At 67.1% G+C, this 14440-nt stretch carries 16 protein-coding genes and 1 tRNA gene; 14 read left to right on the plus strand and 3 right to left on the minus strand.

Annotated elements, in window-relative coordinates:
• Positions 1-47 precede the first annotated feature (47 nt).
• Genes mreC through ROZ00_14425 form a run of 11 tightly spaced genes read left to right on the plus strand, consistent with a single transcriptional unit; the run spans position 48 to position 9775 of the window.
• Positions 48-962: a rod shape-determining protein MreC gene (gene mreC / locus ROZ00_14375; GenBank protein MDT3737411.1), complete on the plus strand. Its 915-nt coding sequence runs from the start codon at positions 48-50 to the stop codon at positions 960-962.
• Entirely contained in the window at positions 962-1489 is a 528-nt protein-coding gene (mreD, locus tag ROZ00_14380) for a rod shape-determining protein MreD (GenBank protein MDT3737412.1), read from the plus strand. Before mreC ends, mreD begins: the two co-directional genes overlap by 1 nt.
• 19 nt (positions 1490-1508) lie before the next feature.
• The gene (gene mrdA / locus ROZ00_14385) at positions 1509-3398 is read left to right on the plus strand and encodes a penicillin-binding protein 2 (GenBank protein MDT3737413.1); all 1890 of its coding nucleotides are present in this window, start codon (positions 1509-1511) and stop codon (positions 3396-3398) included.
• Positions 3391-4494 carry a rod shape-determining protein RodA gene (gene rodA, locus ROZ00_14390; GenBank protein MDT3737414.1) on the plus strand — a complete coding sequence of 368 codons (1104 nt, stop codon included), beginning with the start codon at positions 3391-3393 and terminating at the stop codon, positions 4492-4494. The genes mrdA and rodA overlap by 8 nt, the downstream gene beginning before the upstream one ends.
• A gap of 10 nt (positions 4495-4504) precedes the next feature.
• Positions 4505-5449: a septal ring lytic transglycosylase RlpA family protein gene (locus ROZ00_14395; protein ID MDT3737415.1), complete on the plus strand. Its 945-nt coding sequence runs from the start codon at positions 4505-4507 to the stop codon at positions 5447-5449.
• 38 nt (positions 5450-5487) lie between these two features.
• Positions 5488-6612 carry a D-alanyl-D-alanine carboxypeptidase family protein gene (locus ROZ00_14400; protein MDT3737416.1) on the plus strand — a complete coding sequence of 375 codons (1125 nt, stop codon included), beginning with the start codon at positions 5488-5490 and terminating at the stop codon, positions 6610-6612.
• Positions 6609-7481: a D-amino acid aminotransferase gene (locus ROZ00_14405; GenBank protein ID MDT3737417.1), complete on the plus strand. Its 873-nt coding sequence runs from the start codon at positions 6609-6611 to the stop codon at positions 7479-7481. The genes ROZ00_14400 and ROZ00_14405 overlap by 4 nt, the downstream gene beginning before the upstream one ends.
• On the plus strand, positions 7474-7737 hold the full coding sequence (locus tag ROZ00_14410; protein MDT3737418.1) for a DUF493 domain-containing protein: 264 nt from the start codon (positions 7474-7476) through the stop codon (positions 7735-7737). The genes ROZ00_14405 and ROZ00_14410 overlap by 8 nt, the downstream gene beginning before the upstream one ends.
• On the plus strand, positions 7734-8345 hold the full coding sequence (lipB, locus tag ROZ00_14415; protein MDT3737419.1) for a lipoyl(octanoyl) transferase LipB: 612 nt from the start codon (positions 7734-7736) through the stop codon (positions 8343-8345). The genes ROZ00_14410 and lipB overlap by 4 nt, the downstream gene beginning before the upstream one ends.
• Positions 8342-9289, plus strand: a complete 948-nt coding sequence (gene lipA / locus ROZ00_14420) for a lipoyl synthase (GenBank protein MDT3737420.1) — start codon at positions 8342-8344, stop codon at positions 9287-9289. Before lipB ends, lipA begins: the two co-directional genes overlap by 4 nt.
• A gap of 9 nt (positions 9290-9298) precedes the next feature.
• Positions 9299-9775, plus strand: a complete 477-nt coding sequence (locus ROZ00_14425; protein MDT3737421.1) for a TlpA disulfide reductase family protein — start codon at positions 9299-9301, stop codon at positions 9773-9775.
• A gap of 3 nt (positions 9776-9778) precedes the next feature.
• Here ROZ00_14425 and ROZ00_14430 read toward each other — a convergent pair whose 3' ends face one another.
• Entirely contained in the window at positions 9779-10306 is a 528-nt protein-coding gene (locus tag ROZ00_14430) for a DinB family protein (protein MDT3737422.1), read from the minus strand.
• Positions 10307-10362: 56 nt separating this feature from the next.
• On the opposite strand from ROZ00_14430, the gene ROZ00_14435 reads away from it, so the two are divergent.
• On the plus strand, positions 10363-11052 hold the full coding sequence (locus ROZ00_14435) for a DUF4197 domain-containing protein (protein MDT3737423.1): 690 nt from the start codon (positions 10363-10365) through the stop codon (positions 11050-11052).
• Positions 11053-11087: 35 nt separating this feature from the next.
• Positions 11088-13073 (plus strand): UvrD-helicase domain-containing protein, encoded by a 1986-nt coding sequence (locus ROZ00_14440; protein MDT3737424.1) that lies wholly within the window; start codon positions 11088-11090, stop codon positions 13071-13073.
• Between the two features lie 47 nt (positions 13074-13120).
• Here ROZ00_14440 and ROZ00_14445 read toward each other — a convergent pair whose 3' ends face one another.
• Entirely contained in the window at positions 13121-13948 is an 828-nt protein-coding gene (locus tag ROZ00_14445; protein ID MDT3737425.1) for a c-type cytochrome, read from the minus strand.
• A gap of 89 nt (positions 13949-14037) precedes the next feature.
• Between ROZ00_14445 and ROZ00_14450 the strand changes: the two genes are divergently transcribed.
• Positions 14038-14114, plus strand: a tRNA-Arg gene (locus ROZ00_14450).
• Between the two features lie 14 nt (positions 14115-14128).
• On the opposite strand, the gene ROZ00_14455 is transcribed toward ROZ00_14450, so the two are convergent.
• Complete coding sequence (locus tag ROZ00_14455) at positions 14129-14383, minus strand: hypothetical protein (protein ID MDT3737426.1); 255 nt, start codon at positions 14381-14383, stop codon at positions 14129-14131.
• Positions 14384-14440: the final 57 nt, after the last annotated feature.

Below are 14440 nucleotides of genomic sequence, written 5' to 3' on the forward strand. Positions count from 1 at the left end.
GGCACGGGGCTCCCGGCCTGCCGCCGCATTGTCGTTCCTAGCCGCCGATGTCGGTCGTCGGTCACCAGCCGCCCCCCTTCTTCAAGCGCGGTCCTGCGCCGCTGGCGCGGCTGGTCTTCTTCGTCACCCTCTCGCTCGCCCTGCTGGTGCTCGACCTCAAGTATCGATATCTGGAGATGGCCCGCCAGGGCGTGGCCGTGGCGCTCTACCCCCTGCAGCGCGCCGCCTATACCCCCGTCGATCTCTACGGGCAGTTCAGCGATTATTTTTCCAGCCTGGCGGCGGTGCAGCGGGAGAACGCCCAGCTCAAGCGCAAGGAGCTGGAGTCCGCCAACTGGCTGCTGCGGCAGCAGCATCTGGAACTGGAAAACCAGCGCCTGCGCGAGCTGCTCGACATGAAGGCCAGGCAGCCGGTATCCGGCACCCTGGCGGAGATTCTCTACGCGGCGCGCGATCCGTTTTCCCGCCGTATCATCGTCGACAAGGGCAGCCAGCATGGCATTGTCGCCGGCCAGGCGGTGGTCGACGAGGCGGGCGTGCTCGGCCAGGTGACGCGCACCTACCCGCTGCAAAGCGAGGTGACGCTGGTGACCGACAAGAATCAGGCAGTCCCGGTGAGGATCGTGCGCAACGGCTTGCGCACGGTGCTGTTCGGCGCTTCCGGCGGCCAGCTCGAGTTGCGCTTTCTTGCCGCGAATGCCGACGTGCAGCCTGGAGACGTGCTGGTCACTTCCGGTCTCGACGGCATCTATCAGCCGGGCCTGCCGGTCGCCAGGGTGGTGCGTGTGGACCGCGATGCCGCCTATTCCTTTGCCCGCATCCTGTGCGAGCCGGTGGCCGGCGTCGAAAAGCACGGCCAGGTGCTGGTCCTCGGCCTGCGCGAGGCGCTGCCGCCGCAGGTCGAGGAAACCGAAACCCGCGAAAGGCCCTCCAAGGGAAAGAAGGGACGCAAGAAGGACTGATGGCCATTCAACCGACTCACAGCTCGCGACGCATCCTGCTGCCTGTCAAGCAGTGGTTCATCCTGTTTTCGCTGGCTGCCGCGCTGTTCCTCAACCTCGTCCCGCTCGGCGACGCCATCGGCGTGCCCGATTGGGTGGCGCTGGTGCTGGCCTTCTGGAGCGTGCGCGAGCCCTTGCGCCTCGGCATGGGCACGGCGTTCTTCGCCGGCCTGCTGATGGATGTCGCCTCCGGCAGCGTGATGGGCCAGCACCCCTTGGCCTACCTGCTGCTCACGTTCGCCGCCGGCGGCCTGTCGCGACGCATCCTCTGGTTTCCGCTTGTCCAGCAGGCGCTGCACATCCTGCCGCTTCTGCTGGCGACCCAAGGCGTGATGGTCGTCGCGCGACTGGTCGGCGGAGCGGACTTTCCCGGCTGGGGCTATTTTCTTGGCAGCTTCACCGGCGCCCTGCTCTGGTTTCCGCTGACCTTTGTCCTGCTGCTGCCGCAGTACCAGCCGATCGAGAAGGACGAGAACCGCCCGATATGAGATTCGCCTAACCATGCGGCTGGCGGAATTCAAGAACCCTGAACAGGAGCTCGAGCGCTTTCAGCGACGCCTGGCGGTGGCGGGCGGACTCGTGCTGCTGGCCTTCTTCCTGCTTTTTGTGCGCTTCTTCTGGCTGCAGGTCATCCAGCACGAGCACTACCGGACGCGCGCCGAGGACAACCGCATCGCCTTGGTGCCCATCGTGCCGAACCGCGGCCTCATCGTCGATCGCAACGGCACCGTTCTGGCGCGCAATTATTCCGCCTACACCCTGGAGATCATGCCGAGCAAGGTGGCCGACCTGGAGGCCGTCATCGACGAACTGGCCGACATCGTCGACATCCAGCCGAAGGACCGCAAGCGCTTCCGCAAGCTGCTCGAGGAAAGCCGGAATTTCGAGTCGTTGCCGATCCGCACCCGCCTGACCGACGAGGAGGTGGCACGTTTCGTCGCGCAACGCTTCCGTTTTCCGGGGGTGGACGTCAAGGCCCGCCTGTTCCGCCAGTATCCCAACGGCGATCTGGCCTCGCATGCCCTGGGATACATCGGCCGGGTAAACGACCGCGATCTGGCGTCGATCGAGAAGAACGAGGCCGAGGACAACTACCGCGGCACCGAGCACTTCGGCAAGACCGGCCTGGAACAGAAATACGAGTTCGAACTGCACGGCCAGACCGGTTTCGAGCAGGTCGAGGTCGATGCCGGCGGCCGTGCCGTGCGCGTGCTGGAGCGCACTCCGCCGGTCCCGGGCAGCAATCTGGTGCTGACCCTCGATGCGAAGCTGCAGCAGGTGGTGGAGAAAGCCTTCGGCAAGCGGCGCGGCGCGCTGGTGGCCATCGAGCCCTCGACGGGCGGCATCCTGGCGCTGGTGTCGATGCCGGGCTACGACCCCAACCTGTTCGTGGACGGCATCAATCTGCTGGACTGGGAGGCGCTGAACACCTCGGAGGACAAGCCGATGGTGAACCGGGCCCTCAACGGCGCCTATCCGCCGGGCTCGACCTTCAAGCCCTTCATGGCGCTGGCGGCGCTGGAGACGGGCAAGCGCACGCCGCAGCAGAGCATTGCCGACCCGGGCTTCTTTACCTTCGGCGGACATACCTTCCGCGACGACAAGAAGGGCGGCCATGGCATCGTGGACATGTACAAATCCATCGTGCACTCCTGCGACACCTACTACTACGTGCTTGCCAACGACATGGGCATCGATGCCATCGCGAACTTCATGCGCCAGCTCGGCTTCGGCAGTCCCACCGGCATCGACATCGAGGGCGAGTCGAGGGGGGTGCTGCCCTCGCAGGCCTGGAAGAAGGAGCGCTTCAGGAAGCCGGAGCAGCAAAAATGGTATGCCGGCGAAACCATCTCCATCGGCATCGGCCAGGGCTACAACGCGTACACGCCGATCCAGCTGGCCCAGGCGACGGCGGCGCTTGCCAGCGGCGGGGTCCTCTACCGGCCCCACCTGGTGAAGTACGTCGAAAACCTGGCCACGGGCGAGCGCACCCTGATCGAGCCGCAGCCCCTGCGCACGCTGCCGTTCAAGCCGGCCAACATCGAGGTGATCAAGCGGGCGATGGTCGGCGTGAACACGGAGGGCACCGGCGCGCGCGCCTTCGCCGGGGCGGAGTACGTCGCCGGCGGCAAGACCGGCACGGCCCAGGTGTACAGCCTGAAAGGCGGCAAGTACGAAGCGAGCAAGGTGCACGAGCGGCTGCGCGACCATGCGCTGTTCATCGCCTTTGCGCCGGCCGACAAGCCGACGATCGCCCTGGCGGTGCTGGTGGAGAATGGCGGCTTCGGCGCGCAGACGGCGGCGCCGATCGCGCGCCAGGTGCTCGACTACTACCTGCTCGGCAAGTTGCCCAGGGAAGCGGCGCCGGAATACGGGGAGATCGTCGAAGATGACTGAGTTCGCATTCCGGCCGCGCGAATGGTGGCAGCGTCTCGTTGCCCCCATCGATCCGGTCCTGCTGGCGCTGCTGGCGCTGCTGCTCGGCTATGCCTTGCTCGTGCTGGTGAGCGCCTCGCCGGAACGGATGAACAACCAGTTCATCAATCTTGCCGTGGCGCTGGTGGTGATGCGCGTGGCCGCACAGATCCCGCCGCAGCGCCTGATGTATCTGGCGCTGCCCCTGTATCTGGGCGGCGTCCTGCTGCTGGTCGCCGTGGCGCTGTTTGGCGATGTCTCCAAAGGTGCGCGGCGCTGGCTCAACCTCGGCTTCATGCGCATCCAGCCGTCGGAGATCATGAAGATCGCCATGCCGCTCATGCTGGCCTGGTATTTCCAGAAGCACGAGGCGATGCTGCGCGCGCGCGACTGGGTTGTTGCCGCCCTCATCCTGCTGCTGCCGGTTGCGCTCATCGCCAGGCAGCCCGACCTCGGCACCTCGATCCTCGTGCTGTCGGCGGGCTTCTTCGTCATCTTCCTCGCCGGCCTTTCCTGGAAAGTCCTGGCGCTGCTGTTCTTCGGCGGACTGGCCAGCCTGCCCTTCGTCTGGACCCTGTTGCACGACTACCAGCGGCAGCGGGTGCTGACCCTGCTCAATCCCGAGGCCGATCCGCTCGGCAAGGGCTTCCACATCATCCAGTCGACCATCGCCGTAGGCTCCGGCGGCATCCTCGGCAAGGGCTGGGGAAACGGCACGCAGACGCACCTCGAATTCATCCCGGAGCGGCACACCGACTTCATCTTCGCCGTGCTCTCCGAGGAGTTCGGCCTGCTCGGCAACACCTTCCTGCTGGCGCTCTACGCACTCATCATCGGGCGCGGCCTGATGATCGCGGCGAACGCGCCGACGCTGTTCTCGCGACTGCTGGCCGGCAGCATCACGCTGATCTTCTTTACCTATGCTTTCGTGAACATGGGCATGGTCAGCGGCATCCTGCCGGTGGTGGGCGTGCCGCTGCCCTTCTTCAGTTATGGCGGCACGGCGCTGGTGACGCTGTTCCTCGGCGTCGGCATACTGATGTCCATACACAAGCACCGCATGCTTGTCCAAAAGTGAGGAAAGAGACGTGAGGGGTAAGGAGTGGCTGGTCCTCGCCGGGGTTGCAATCCTTCTCGCCGCCTGCGGCAGCCAACCGCCGCGCACCGTCGCGCGGGACGAATCCGGTGCGCCGGCGGCGAAGCCGGCCCCTCAGAAGCCGCAGGTCGTGCTCAAGCGCGGCGGCGGCTACTACCAGGACGACGGTCCGGCCGACAGCCTGCCGGAGAACCTCGATGCCATCCCCGATGCCCAGCCGCGGCCCGAGCCGCTGCACCGATTCGCCAACCGGCCGTATACCGTGCTGGGCAGGGACTATGTGCCCGCCCAGGAGCTGAAGCCTTACAAGGTACGCGGCATCGGCAGCTGGTATGGGCGCAAGTTCCACGGCCAGAAGACCTCCAGCGGGGAGGTTTACGACATGTTCGCCATGACGGCGGCGCACCCGACGCTGCCGATCCCGAGCTACGCCCGCGTGACGAATCTCGCCAGCGGCAAATCGGTGGTGGTGCGGGTGAACGACCGCGGCCCCTTCCTGCACGAGCGCGTGATCGACCTTTCCTATGCCGCGGCCTGGAAGCTCGGCTACATCGCCAGCGGCAGCGCCATGGTGGAAGTGGAGAGCGTGCTGCCGGAAGAGGCCCCGAAGGAAGCGCCCGCTGCGGATACGCTGCTGGCAGCGGCGAGGCCGGAGCCGGCGGACGTGTCCGCCGACACGCCGCCGCTGCCTTCCGTCGAGGAACTGCGCGGCACCTTCCTCCAGCTCGGCGCGTTCGGCAATCTCGACAATGCCGAAAGCTTTCGGGCCCGGCTCCTCAGGCAGCTGACCTGGTTGAGCGAAACCATCCACGTCCACCCCAAGGACGGCATGTACCGCCTGCACCTCGGCCCCTACCGCGATGCGCAGGAAGCCGGTCGCGTCGCCGAACGCATCCGAGAGACACTGGCCTTCAGGCCCTTCGTCGTTCAGCGCTGACGGTATAATTCCCGCTTTCCCCCGTTTTGCGTTCCGCGATGAGAGCACTCGCCCTGTTCCTTTCCCTATTCCTTTCTGCGGCACTCCAGGCGCAGATCCTGCCGCAGGCGCCGACGATCGCGGCGAAATCCTGGCTGCTGATGGACTATTCCACCGGCCAGGCGCTGGCCTCCTACAACCCGGACGAGCGGGTCGAGCCGGCCTCGCTGACCAAGCTGATGACAGCCTATGTGGTGCTGTCCGCCCTCAAGGAGGGCCGCATCAAGCCCGATCAGGCAGTGCCGGTGTCGGAGCGCGCCTGGAAGGCGCAGGGCTCGCGCATGTTCATCGAGCCGCGGCGCCCGGTCACGGTCGACGAGCTGTTGCGCGGCATGATCGTGCAATCTGGCAACGACGCCTGCATCGCCCTGGCGGAGGCGGTGGCCGGCTCGGAGGAGGCCTTCGTGCAGACGATGAACCGCGAGGCGCAGCGGCTGGGCCTGAAGGCCACGCGTTTCGTCAATTCCACCGGCCTGCCCGATCCGCAGCACTATTCGACCGCGCGCGATCTCGGCGCGCTGGCGGCGGCGCTGATCCGCGATCATCCCGAACACTATCCGCTCTATGCGCTGCGCGAATACACCTACAACCGCATCAGCCAGGCCAACCGCAACCGCCTGCTCTGGTCCGACCCGGCCGTCGATGGCGTCAAGACCGGCCACACCGAGAGCGCCGGCTACTGCCTGATCGCCTCGGCCAGGCGCGGGCCGCGCCGCCTGCTGTCGGTGGTGATGGGCACGGCCTCGGACACCCTTCGCATGCAGGAGTCGCAGAAGCTGCTCAACTTCGGCTTCCAGTTCTTCGACTCGGTGAGGCTGTACGCGAAAGACCAGGCGGTGTCCCAGCTCAAGGTGTGGAAGGGCGCGCAGAATGCGGTCAAGGCCGGCTTCCTCGAGGATTTCACACTGTCCCTGCCCAAGGGCATGGCGGAGAAGGTCAGGGCCAGCCTGACCAGCAACCAGCCGCTGCTGGCGCCGGTGCAGAAAGGCCAGCGCATCGCCACCCTCAAGCTCACCCTCGACGACAAGCCCTACGGCGAGTATCCGGTCGTGGCCCTGGAGACCGTGCCCGTGGCCGGCATGCTCGGCCGGGCGTGGGACACCATGCGCCTGTGGTTCGAATGACGACCGTTTACCTCAACGGCGAGTTCATGCCGATTGCCGAGGCGAAGGTGTCGGCGATGGACCGCGGCTTCCTCTTCGGCGACGGCGCCTACGAGCTGATCCCCGTCTATTCGCGCCGGCCCTTCCGCCTGCCCGAGCACCTCGCGCGGCTGCGGCATACCCTCGACGGCATCCGCCTGGCGAATCCCCACGACGACGCGGAGTGGGCGCGGCTGATCGGCGAGATCGTCGCGCGCAACGACGGCGAGGACCAGTCGGTCTACCTGCAGATCACGCGCGGCGCGGACACGAAGCGCAACCACGCCTTCCCGGCGCGGGTGGCGCCGACGGTGTACATCATGTCCGAACCGCTGGTGACGCCGCCGCCGTCCCAGCGCGAGACGGGCATCGCCGCGGTGTCGGCGACGGACGTGCGCTGGCTGCGCTGCGACCTGAAGACGACCTCGCTGCTGGCCAACTGCCTGTTGCGCCAGCGGGCGGTCGATGCCGGCTGCGCCGAGACGATCCTGTTCCGCGACGGCTGCATGACCGAGGGCGCCGCCTCGAACATTTTCGCCGTGAAGGACGGCGTGCTGCTGGCGCCGCCGAAGACCCATCTCATGCTGCCCGGCATCACCTACGACGTCGTGCTGGAACTGGCGGCCAGGCATGGCCTGGCCTGCGCGGTGCGCGACGTGCTCGAAGCGGAGGCCCGCGCCGCCGACGAGCTGTGGATGACCTCCTCGACCAAGGAGGTGCTGCCGATTGTCCGGCTCGACGGCCAGCCCGTCGGACGGGACGAAAATGCGGGCCGGCCCGGCCCGGTCTTCAGGCGGATGTATGGCTGGTATCAGGACTTCAAGCAGACGGTGATGCGCGCCGGTGAGTGAAGAATCGCTCCTGCAGTTTCCCTGCGACTTCCCGATCAAGGTCATGGGCCAGCGCCAGGACGGCTTCGCCCAGGCCGTGCTGGAAGTGGTGCTGCGCCACGCGCCCGACTTCGACGCCGCCGCCATGGAAATGCGGCCGAGCGCGAAGGGCAACTACATGAGCCTGACGTGCACCATCCGCGCCGTTTCGCGCGAGCAACTCGACACGCTCTACCAGGAGCTGTCGGGCCACCCGCTGGTGAAGGTCGTGCTGTGAGCGGGATTGCCCAGCGCCGTCTCGGGGAGACTGACTTTTCCCCCACCTGGCGCGCCATGCAGCGCTTCACCGCCGGCAGGCATGCCGGCACGCCGGACGAACTCTGGCTCACCTCGCATCCGCCGGTGTTCACCCAGGGCCAGGGCGGCAAGCCCGAGCACCTGCTGCGCGACGCCGGCATCCCCGTCGTGAAGATCGACCGCGGCGGCCAGATCACCTACCACGGCCCCGGGCAGGCGGTTGTCTATCTCCTGGTCGACCTCTCGCGGCGCGGCCTCAAGGTGCGCGAGCTGGTCTCGCGCATCGAACAGGCGGTGATCGACCTGCTGGCCGGCTACGGCATCCGCGGCGAGCGGGTGGCCGGCGCGCCGGGCGTGTATGTCGGCGGCGCCAAGATCGCCGCGCTGGGCCTGCGCGTGAAGAACGGCTGCTGCTACCATGGCGTGGCGCTCAACGTGGACATGGAACTTGCGCCGTTTTCGGCGATCAATCCCTGCGGCTATCCGGGGCTGAAGGTGACGCAACTGCGCGACCTCGGCGTGGCCGTCGGCTGGGAGGCCGCCGGCGAGGCCCTGCTGGAACAACTGAAACGACAGATCGAAAAGTGAGCAGCGACAAACCGCACAAGCAGAAGGGCGAGGCCAAGACCGCCCGCATCCCGATCAAGGTGGTGCCGGCCGCCGTGCCGCTGAAGAAGCCCGACTGGATCCGCGTCAAGGCCGGCAACGGCCACGCCCGTTTCGGCGAGGTGAAGCGCATCCTGCGCGAGGCCGCCCTGCACACGGTGTGCGAGGAAGCCTCCTGCCCTAACATCGGCGAATGCTTCGGCAAGGGCACCGCCACCTTCATGATCCTCGGCGACCTGTGCACGCGGCGCTGCCCGTTCTGCGACGTCGGCCACGGCAAGCCGCTGCCGCCCGATCCGAACGAGCCGGCGCACCTGGCGCAGACGGTGGCGGCGATGAAACTGAAATACGTGGTCGTCACCAGCGTCGACCGCGACGACCTGCGCGACGGCGGCGCGCAGCACTTCGCCGACTGCATCCGCGCCGTGCGCGAAGCCGCGCCGGCGACGCGCATCGAGATCCTCGTGCCCGACTTCCGCGGCCGCATGGACATCGCCATCGACATCCTCACCGCCACGCCGCCGGATGTCTTCAACCACAACCTCGAGACGGTGCCGCGGCTCTACAGGCAGGCGCGGCCGGGCGCCGACTACGCGCACTCGCTGGCCCTGCTCAAGGCCTTCAGGACGCGCAACCCGCACATTCCCACCAAGTCGGGCCTGATGGTCGGCATCGGCGAGACCGACGAGGAGATCCTCGCCGTCATGCGCGACCTGCGCGTCCACGACGTCGACATGCTCACCATCGGCCAGTACCTGGCGCCCTCCGGCCACCACCTGCCGGTGCTGCGCTACGTGCATCCGGACGTCTTCGCGATGTTCGAGCGCGAGGCGCGGGCGCTGGGCTTTGCGCACGCCGCCTGCGGGCCGATGGTGCGCTCGAGCTACCATGCCGACATGCAGGCGCATCTTGCCGGCGTCTCCTGAGGAGTAACCATGCTGAAGAAAATGCTGCTCGTCGCCGCCCTGTGCTTCGCTGCCGCCGCCCAGGCCCAGGTCAGGATCGGGCAGGCGGTGCCGCCCTTCGAAACCCGGCTGCTCGACGGCAAGCCCCTCGCCGCGCAGGCGCTGAAGGACAAGGCGGTGCTGGTGGTGTTCTGGGCGACCTGGTGTCCGACCTGCCGCAAGGAGCTGCCGGAACTGCAGTCGCTTTACGAAAAGCATCGCGGCAAGGGCTTCGAGATCCTGGCCCTGTCCATCGATGCCGACGCCTTCACTGTGGAGGAATTCTGGAAGGACCACGATTACGCCTTCCCGGTCGCCATGCGCGGGCCCGCCCACGCCCAGGTTTTCGGGCCGGTCAAGGCGATTCCGGCGCTCTACCTGATCGACCGGAAAGGCGTGCTGCGCTTCTCGCGCATCGGCGGGATCGGCAAAGACAAGCTCGAGGCGCAATTACTGCCACTGCTGTAGGCGCTAGCGCTTCTGGGCGAGCGCGGCGTCGACCGCCCGCTTGTAGTAGATGTAGTCCATTTCCGGCGCCGGCGCGCCCAGGCGCGTGGCGGCGGCGGAGACCTGGCCGCGGTGGTGCACCATGTGGCCCATCATGTGCGTGAGCACGTCGCGCACCCAGTTGCGCCGTTCCTTGCCTTCGCTGCTGCGGTAGCCGATCTCGGATTCGAAGAAGCTGTCGGGGCGGGTCTCCAGCCAGTGCTGCAGGTCGCGCAGCTCCTGGCGCAGGGCATTCTTCAGCTCGCGCCAGTCCGGATGGTGGAGCGTCCTGAAGTCGACGATGGGACTTTCCCCCTGCAGCCGCAGCCGCCACAACTCCTCCACCACCAGGATGTGGTCGACGGTCTGGTGGATGGTAGAGAAGAACAGGCCCTGGGGTTCGGACAAGGCCTTCGGGTCGAGCCGGTCCAGGCACTCGAACAGGACCTCGTTGGCCCAGTGCTGGTAGTCGGCCTGGTAGATGAAATACTGCTTCCAGCTCAGCGCGCCCATCGTGTCCCCCGTTTGCTTTCGTGCGAGAATGCCGGCATCAAGACAGGAGTTCCGTCATGGCCAATCCCTTGCGCATTTTCATCGCTTTGTTTCTGCTTGTCACCTTGTCGCCCGCGCGGGCTGCCGGACTGGATGCCGTCAGCGCGGAGGAGAGCAGCGGCGCGCTGCGCCAGGCGCTGACCCAGGGGGCGAACGCGGCAGTGGCCAGCCTCGGCCGGCCGGATGGCTTCCTCGGCAACCCGAAGGTGAAGATTCCCCTGCCGGAGAACCTGCAGAAGGCAGAGAAGATGATGCGCAAGCTCGGCATGGGCAAATACGCCGACGAGCTGATCGTCACCATGAACCGCGCCGCCGAGGCCGCCGTGCCGGAAGCGAAGGAGCTGCTCTTGAATGCCGTCAAGCAGATGACCCTGCAGGACGCCAAGGGCATCCTCACCGGCGGCGACGACTCGGTCACGCAATACTTCAAGCGCACCACCTCCGCGCCGCTGACCGAGAAGTTCCTGCCCATCGTCAGGCAGGCGACGGAACGGGTCGAGCTGGCGAAGAAGTACAACCGCTACGCCAAGCAGGGCGCCAAGCTCGGCCTGATCGACAAGAAGGACGCCAGCCTAGAGGCCTACGTCACGGAGAAGGCCCTCGACGGCCTGTTCCTCATGATCGGCGAGGAGGAGCGGGCGATCCGCAAGAACCCGCTCGGCCAGGCCAGCAGTCTGTTGCAGAAGGTGTTTGGCGCACTCAGATAAATGTCCCCGCCGTCCTGGCGGGACTGACTTTACCGATGGTTTCGACACTCAATGCGCCGCAGCGCGATGCGGTGAAGTATCTCGACGGTCCGCTGCTGGTGCTGGCCGGCGCCGGTTCCGGCAAGACGCGCGTCATCACGCAGAAGATCGCCCATCTCGTCGAACAGCGCGGCTTCAGGGCCGAGCACATCGCCGCCATCACCTTCACCAACAAGGCAGCGAAGGAAATGCGCGAGCGGGTGAAGCGGCTGCTGCCCGGCCAGCCGCTCGACTCGCTCAACGTGTCCACCTTCCACGCCCTCGGTGCGCGCATCCTGCGCCAGGAGGCGAAGGTCCTCGCGCTCAAGCCGCGCTTCTCGATTTTCGACGCCGCCGACAGCGGCGCGGTGATCGCCGAGCTGGCGAAGGAGGCCGACAAGGCGCGGCTGAAGGCCCTGCAGTGGCGCATCTCCGGCTGGAAGAACGCGCTGGTCGAGCCGGGCGAGGCGCTGTCGCTGGCCGAGGACGAACTGGGGCTCGCCGCGGCGCGGCTCTACGGCGACTACGAGCAGGCCCTGCGCGCCTACCAGGCCGTCGACTTCGACGACCTCATCCGCCTGCCGGTGCGGCTGTTCGAGTCGGAGGCCGACGTGCTGCTGCGCTGGCAGGGCAGGCTGCAGTACCTGCTGGTCGACGAGTACCAGGACACCAACCGCAGCCAGTACCGCCTGATGCGCCTGCTCGCCGGCGCACGCGCCGCCTTCACCGCCGTGGGCGACGACGATCAGGCCATCTACGCCTGGCGCGGCGCCGACGTCGAGAACCTGCGCATCCTGCAGAGCGACTTTCCGCAGCTGAAGGTCATCAAGCTCGAGCAGAACTACCGTTCGACGACGCGCATCCTGAAGGCGGCCAACGCGCTGATCGGCAACAACGAGAAGCTGTTCGACAAGCGCCTGTGGTCGGAGCACGGCCACGGCGACGCCATCCAGGTCAGTGTCGCCCGCGACAACGAGCAGGAGGCCGAGCAGGTCGTCATGAAGCTGATGGCGCACCGCTTCGAGCACCGCGGCAAGTGGGGCGACTACGCCATCCTCTATCGCGGCAACCACCAGGCGCGCGTCTTCGAACAGCAGCTGCGCAACCAGAAGATCCCCTACGCCATTTCCGGCGGCCAGTCCTTCTTCGACAAGGCCGAAATCAAGGACCTCGTCGCCTGGCTGCGGCTGGTCGCCAACAGCGACGACGATCCCGCCTTCATCCGTGCCGCCACCACGCCGCGCCGCGGCATCGGCGCCACCACGCTGGAGGGGCTGGGGCGGCTCGCCGGCGTGCGCCACGCCTCGCTCTTCGCCGCCGCCTTCGACGACGCGGCGGCCGGCTACCTGAATCCGCGCCAGCTCGAAGCGGTGCGCGAATTCGGCAACCTGGTGAACAAGCTGGAATGGCGCGCCCAGCGCGAGCCGGCGCGCCAGGTGCTGGAGGACTTCCTGCGCGCCATCGCCTACGAGGCCTGGCTGTTCGACAGCTGCGACCCGCGCGAGGCCGAGACCAAGTGGGCCAACGTGCGCGACTTCGTGGACTGGCTGTCGAGGAAGGGCGATGAGGAAGGCAAGACCCTGCTCGAGCTGACGCAGACCGTGGCCCTGATCTCCATGCTGGACAAGGCCGAGGACGGCGGCGACCAGGTGCAACTCGCCACCCTGCACGCCGCCAAGGGGCTGGAGTTCAAGCACGTCTTCCTGGTCGGCGTCGAGGAGGGCATCCTGCCGCACCGCGAGTCGATCGACGCCGGCACGGTGGAGGAGGAACGGCGCCTGATGTACGTCGGCATCACGCGCGCCGAGCGCAGCCTGACGATCTCGCATTGCGAGCGGCGCAAGACCGGCAAGGACTGGCGCGAGTGCGAGCCCTCGCGCTTCATCGCCGAAATGGGCGACGACCTGAAGCTGACCGGCGGCAAGGCCGCCGAGCCGGCCGACCGCGCCTCCGGCGCTGCCCGCCTGGCGCAGATGCGCGCCCTGCTGGCCGGTGCCAAATAAAAAAGGGGCGGATCACTCCGCCCCTTCTTGCGCAAAAAGGGCCGCGCTTACTTCGCCGCGGCCGCCATGTACTCCACCGCGGCGCGGATGTCCGCATCCGGAATCGAGGCATTGCCGCCCTTCGGCGGCATGGCGCCCTTGCCCTTGAGGGCGCTGGTCGTGAGGGCATCGAGGCCGGTGGCCAGGCGCGGCGCCCAGGCCGCCTTGTCGCCGAACTTCGGTGCGCCGGCCACGCCGGCAGCATGACAGGCCACGCAAGCCATGTCATAGGTCTTCTTGCCGTTGCCGGCGGCAGGAGCGGCGGGCGCAGGAGCAGGAGCCGCAGCGGCCGGGGCCGGTGCGGACGTCGCGGCCGGAGCGGGCGCCGCCGGCGCTGCCGCTGCTTCAGCCTTCGGCGCAGCCGGTTCCTTGAAGCCGGCGCCGGATTTGTTCGCCAGCCAGGCGACGACGCGGGTGAAGTCGGCATCGGAAACATCCGCGCCGCCCTTCGGCGGCATGGCGCCCTTGCCCTTGATGCCGGAGGCGGCCAGCTTCTCCAGGCCGACGCCGATCCGCGCCGCCCAGGCGGCCTTGTCGCCGGTCTTCGGCGCGCCGGCAACGCCGGCATCGTGGCAGGCCGCGCATGTGGCCTTGTAGATTTCTTCGCTGCTCCGTGCGGCCTTGGCGCCGCCTGCGCTGCCGGCAAGGGAAACCTGCGCCATCGGCTGGATGCGCCGCATCGCCGCTTCCTCGCCGAGATCGGCGGCGGGCTTGCCGCCGATCAGTTTGGCGACGAAGTAACCGCCGATCGGGAGAGCCAGGGCCGCAACCAGGGCAACGGCGATCAGGGCCGGCGAGGCGCAAAGCCCGCCGCACTGCTCATTCTGTTCGGCCATGTCGGATTTCCTCAACTCGCTGTTAAAGCGGGAATTATAACGGTTCGGAATGGACGCTGAAGGGGAAAACCGCTATCCTGTGCAGCCTCGCGCCCGTAGCTCAGCTGGATAGAGTACTGCCCTCCGAAGGCAGGGGTCGGACGTTCGAATCGTCTCGGGCGCGCCAGTTTTCCCGCCTTTTCAGATCCGCCTGGAAACCCGAAGGAGTTGCCGCACTTCGTTGAGAATGTGGTCCCGGGTCGGGTTCGGCGACTCGGATGCCGCCTGGCTTTGCAGGCTGAGCAGATCCGCCTCGAATTTCGCCGCATCCAGTTGCCGGGCTGCGGCGGCCGCGATGAGCGACACGGTTTGCTCGATCGATCGGAAGAGTTCCGCCAGGGATTGCCGCAGATAGGGCGAATCCCGCAATCTGGCTTCGAGTTCCTCCTGCTCCATCTCGCCCTCCCCTTTCGGAGGGGAGATTGTAGCTCAAAAGTGAACACAAGTTACGAT

Origin of the sequence: Denitratisoma sp. (genome assembly GCA_032027165.1) — a bacterium.
Taxonomy (GTDB): domain Bacteria; phylum Pseudomonadota; class Gammaproteobacteria; order Burkholderiales; family Rhodocyclaceae; genus Desulfobacillus.

Bases quoted from the DNA above. Each gene is read 5' to 3' on its own strand.
- mreC (MDT3737411.1), top strand. From the start codon at position 48: ATGTCGGTCGTCGGTCACCAGCCGCCCCCCTTCTTCAAGCGCGGTCCT.
- mreD (MDT3737412.1), top strand. From the start codon at position 962: ATGGCCATTCAACCGACTCACAGCTCGCGACGCATCCTGCTGCCTGTC.
- rodA (MDT3737414.1), top strand. From the start codon at position 3,391: ATGACTGAGTTCGCATTCCGGCCGCGCGAATGGTGGCAGCGTCTCGTT.
- ROZ00_14400 (MDT3737416.1), top strand. From the start codon at position 5,488: ATGAGAGCACTCGCCCTGTTCCTTTCCCTATTCCTTTCTGCGGCACTC.
- ROZ00_14405 (MDT3737417.1), top strand. From the start codon at position 6,609: ATGACGACCGTTTACCTCAACGGCGAGTTCATGCCGATTGCCGAGGCG.
- ROZ00_14425 (MDT3737421.1), top strand. From the start codon at position 9,299: ATGCTGAAGAAAATGCTGCTCGTCGCCGCCCTGTGCTTCGCTGCCGCC.
- ROZ00_14430 (MDT3737422.1), bottom strand. From the start codon at position 10,306: ATGGGCGCGCTGAGCTGGAAGCAGTATTTCATCTACCAGGCCGACTAC.
- ROZ00_14435 (MDT3737423.1), top strand. From the start codon at position 10,363: ATGGCCAATCCCTTGCGCATTTTCATCGCTTTGTTTCTGCTTGTCACC.
- ROZ00_14440 (MDT3737424.1), top strand. From the start codon at position 11,088: ATGGTTTCGACACTCAATGCGCCGCAGCGCGATGCGGTGAAGTATCTC.
- ROZ00_14445 (MDT3737425.1), bottom strand. From the start codon at position 13,948: ATGGCCGAACAGAATGAGCAGTGCGGCGGGCTTTGCGCCTCGCCGGCC.
- ROZ00_14455 (MDT3737426.1), bottom strand. From the start codon at position 14,383: ATGGAGCAGGAGGAACTCGAAGCCAGATTGCGGGATTCGCCCTATCTG.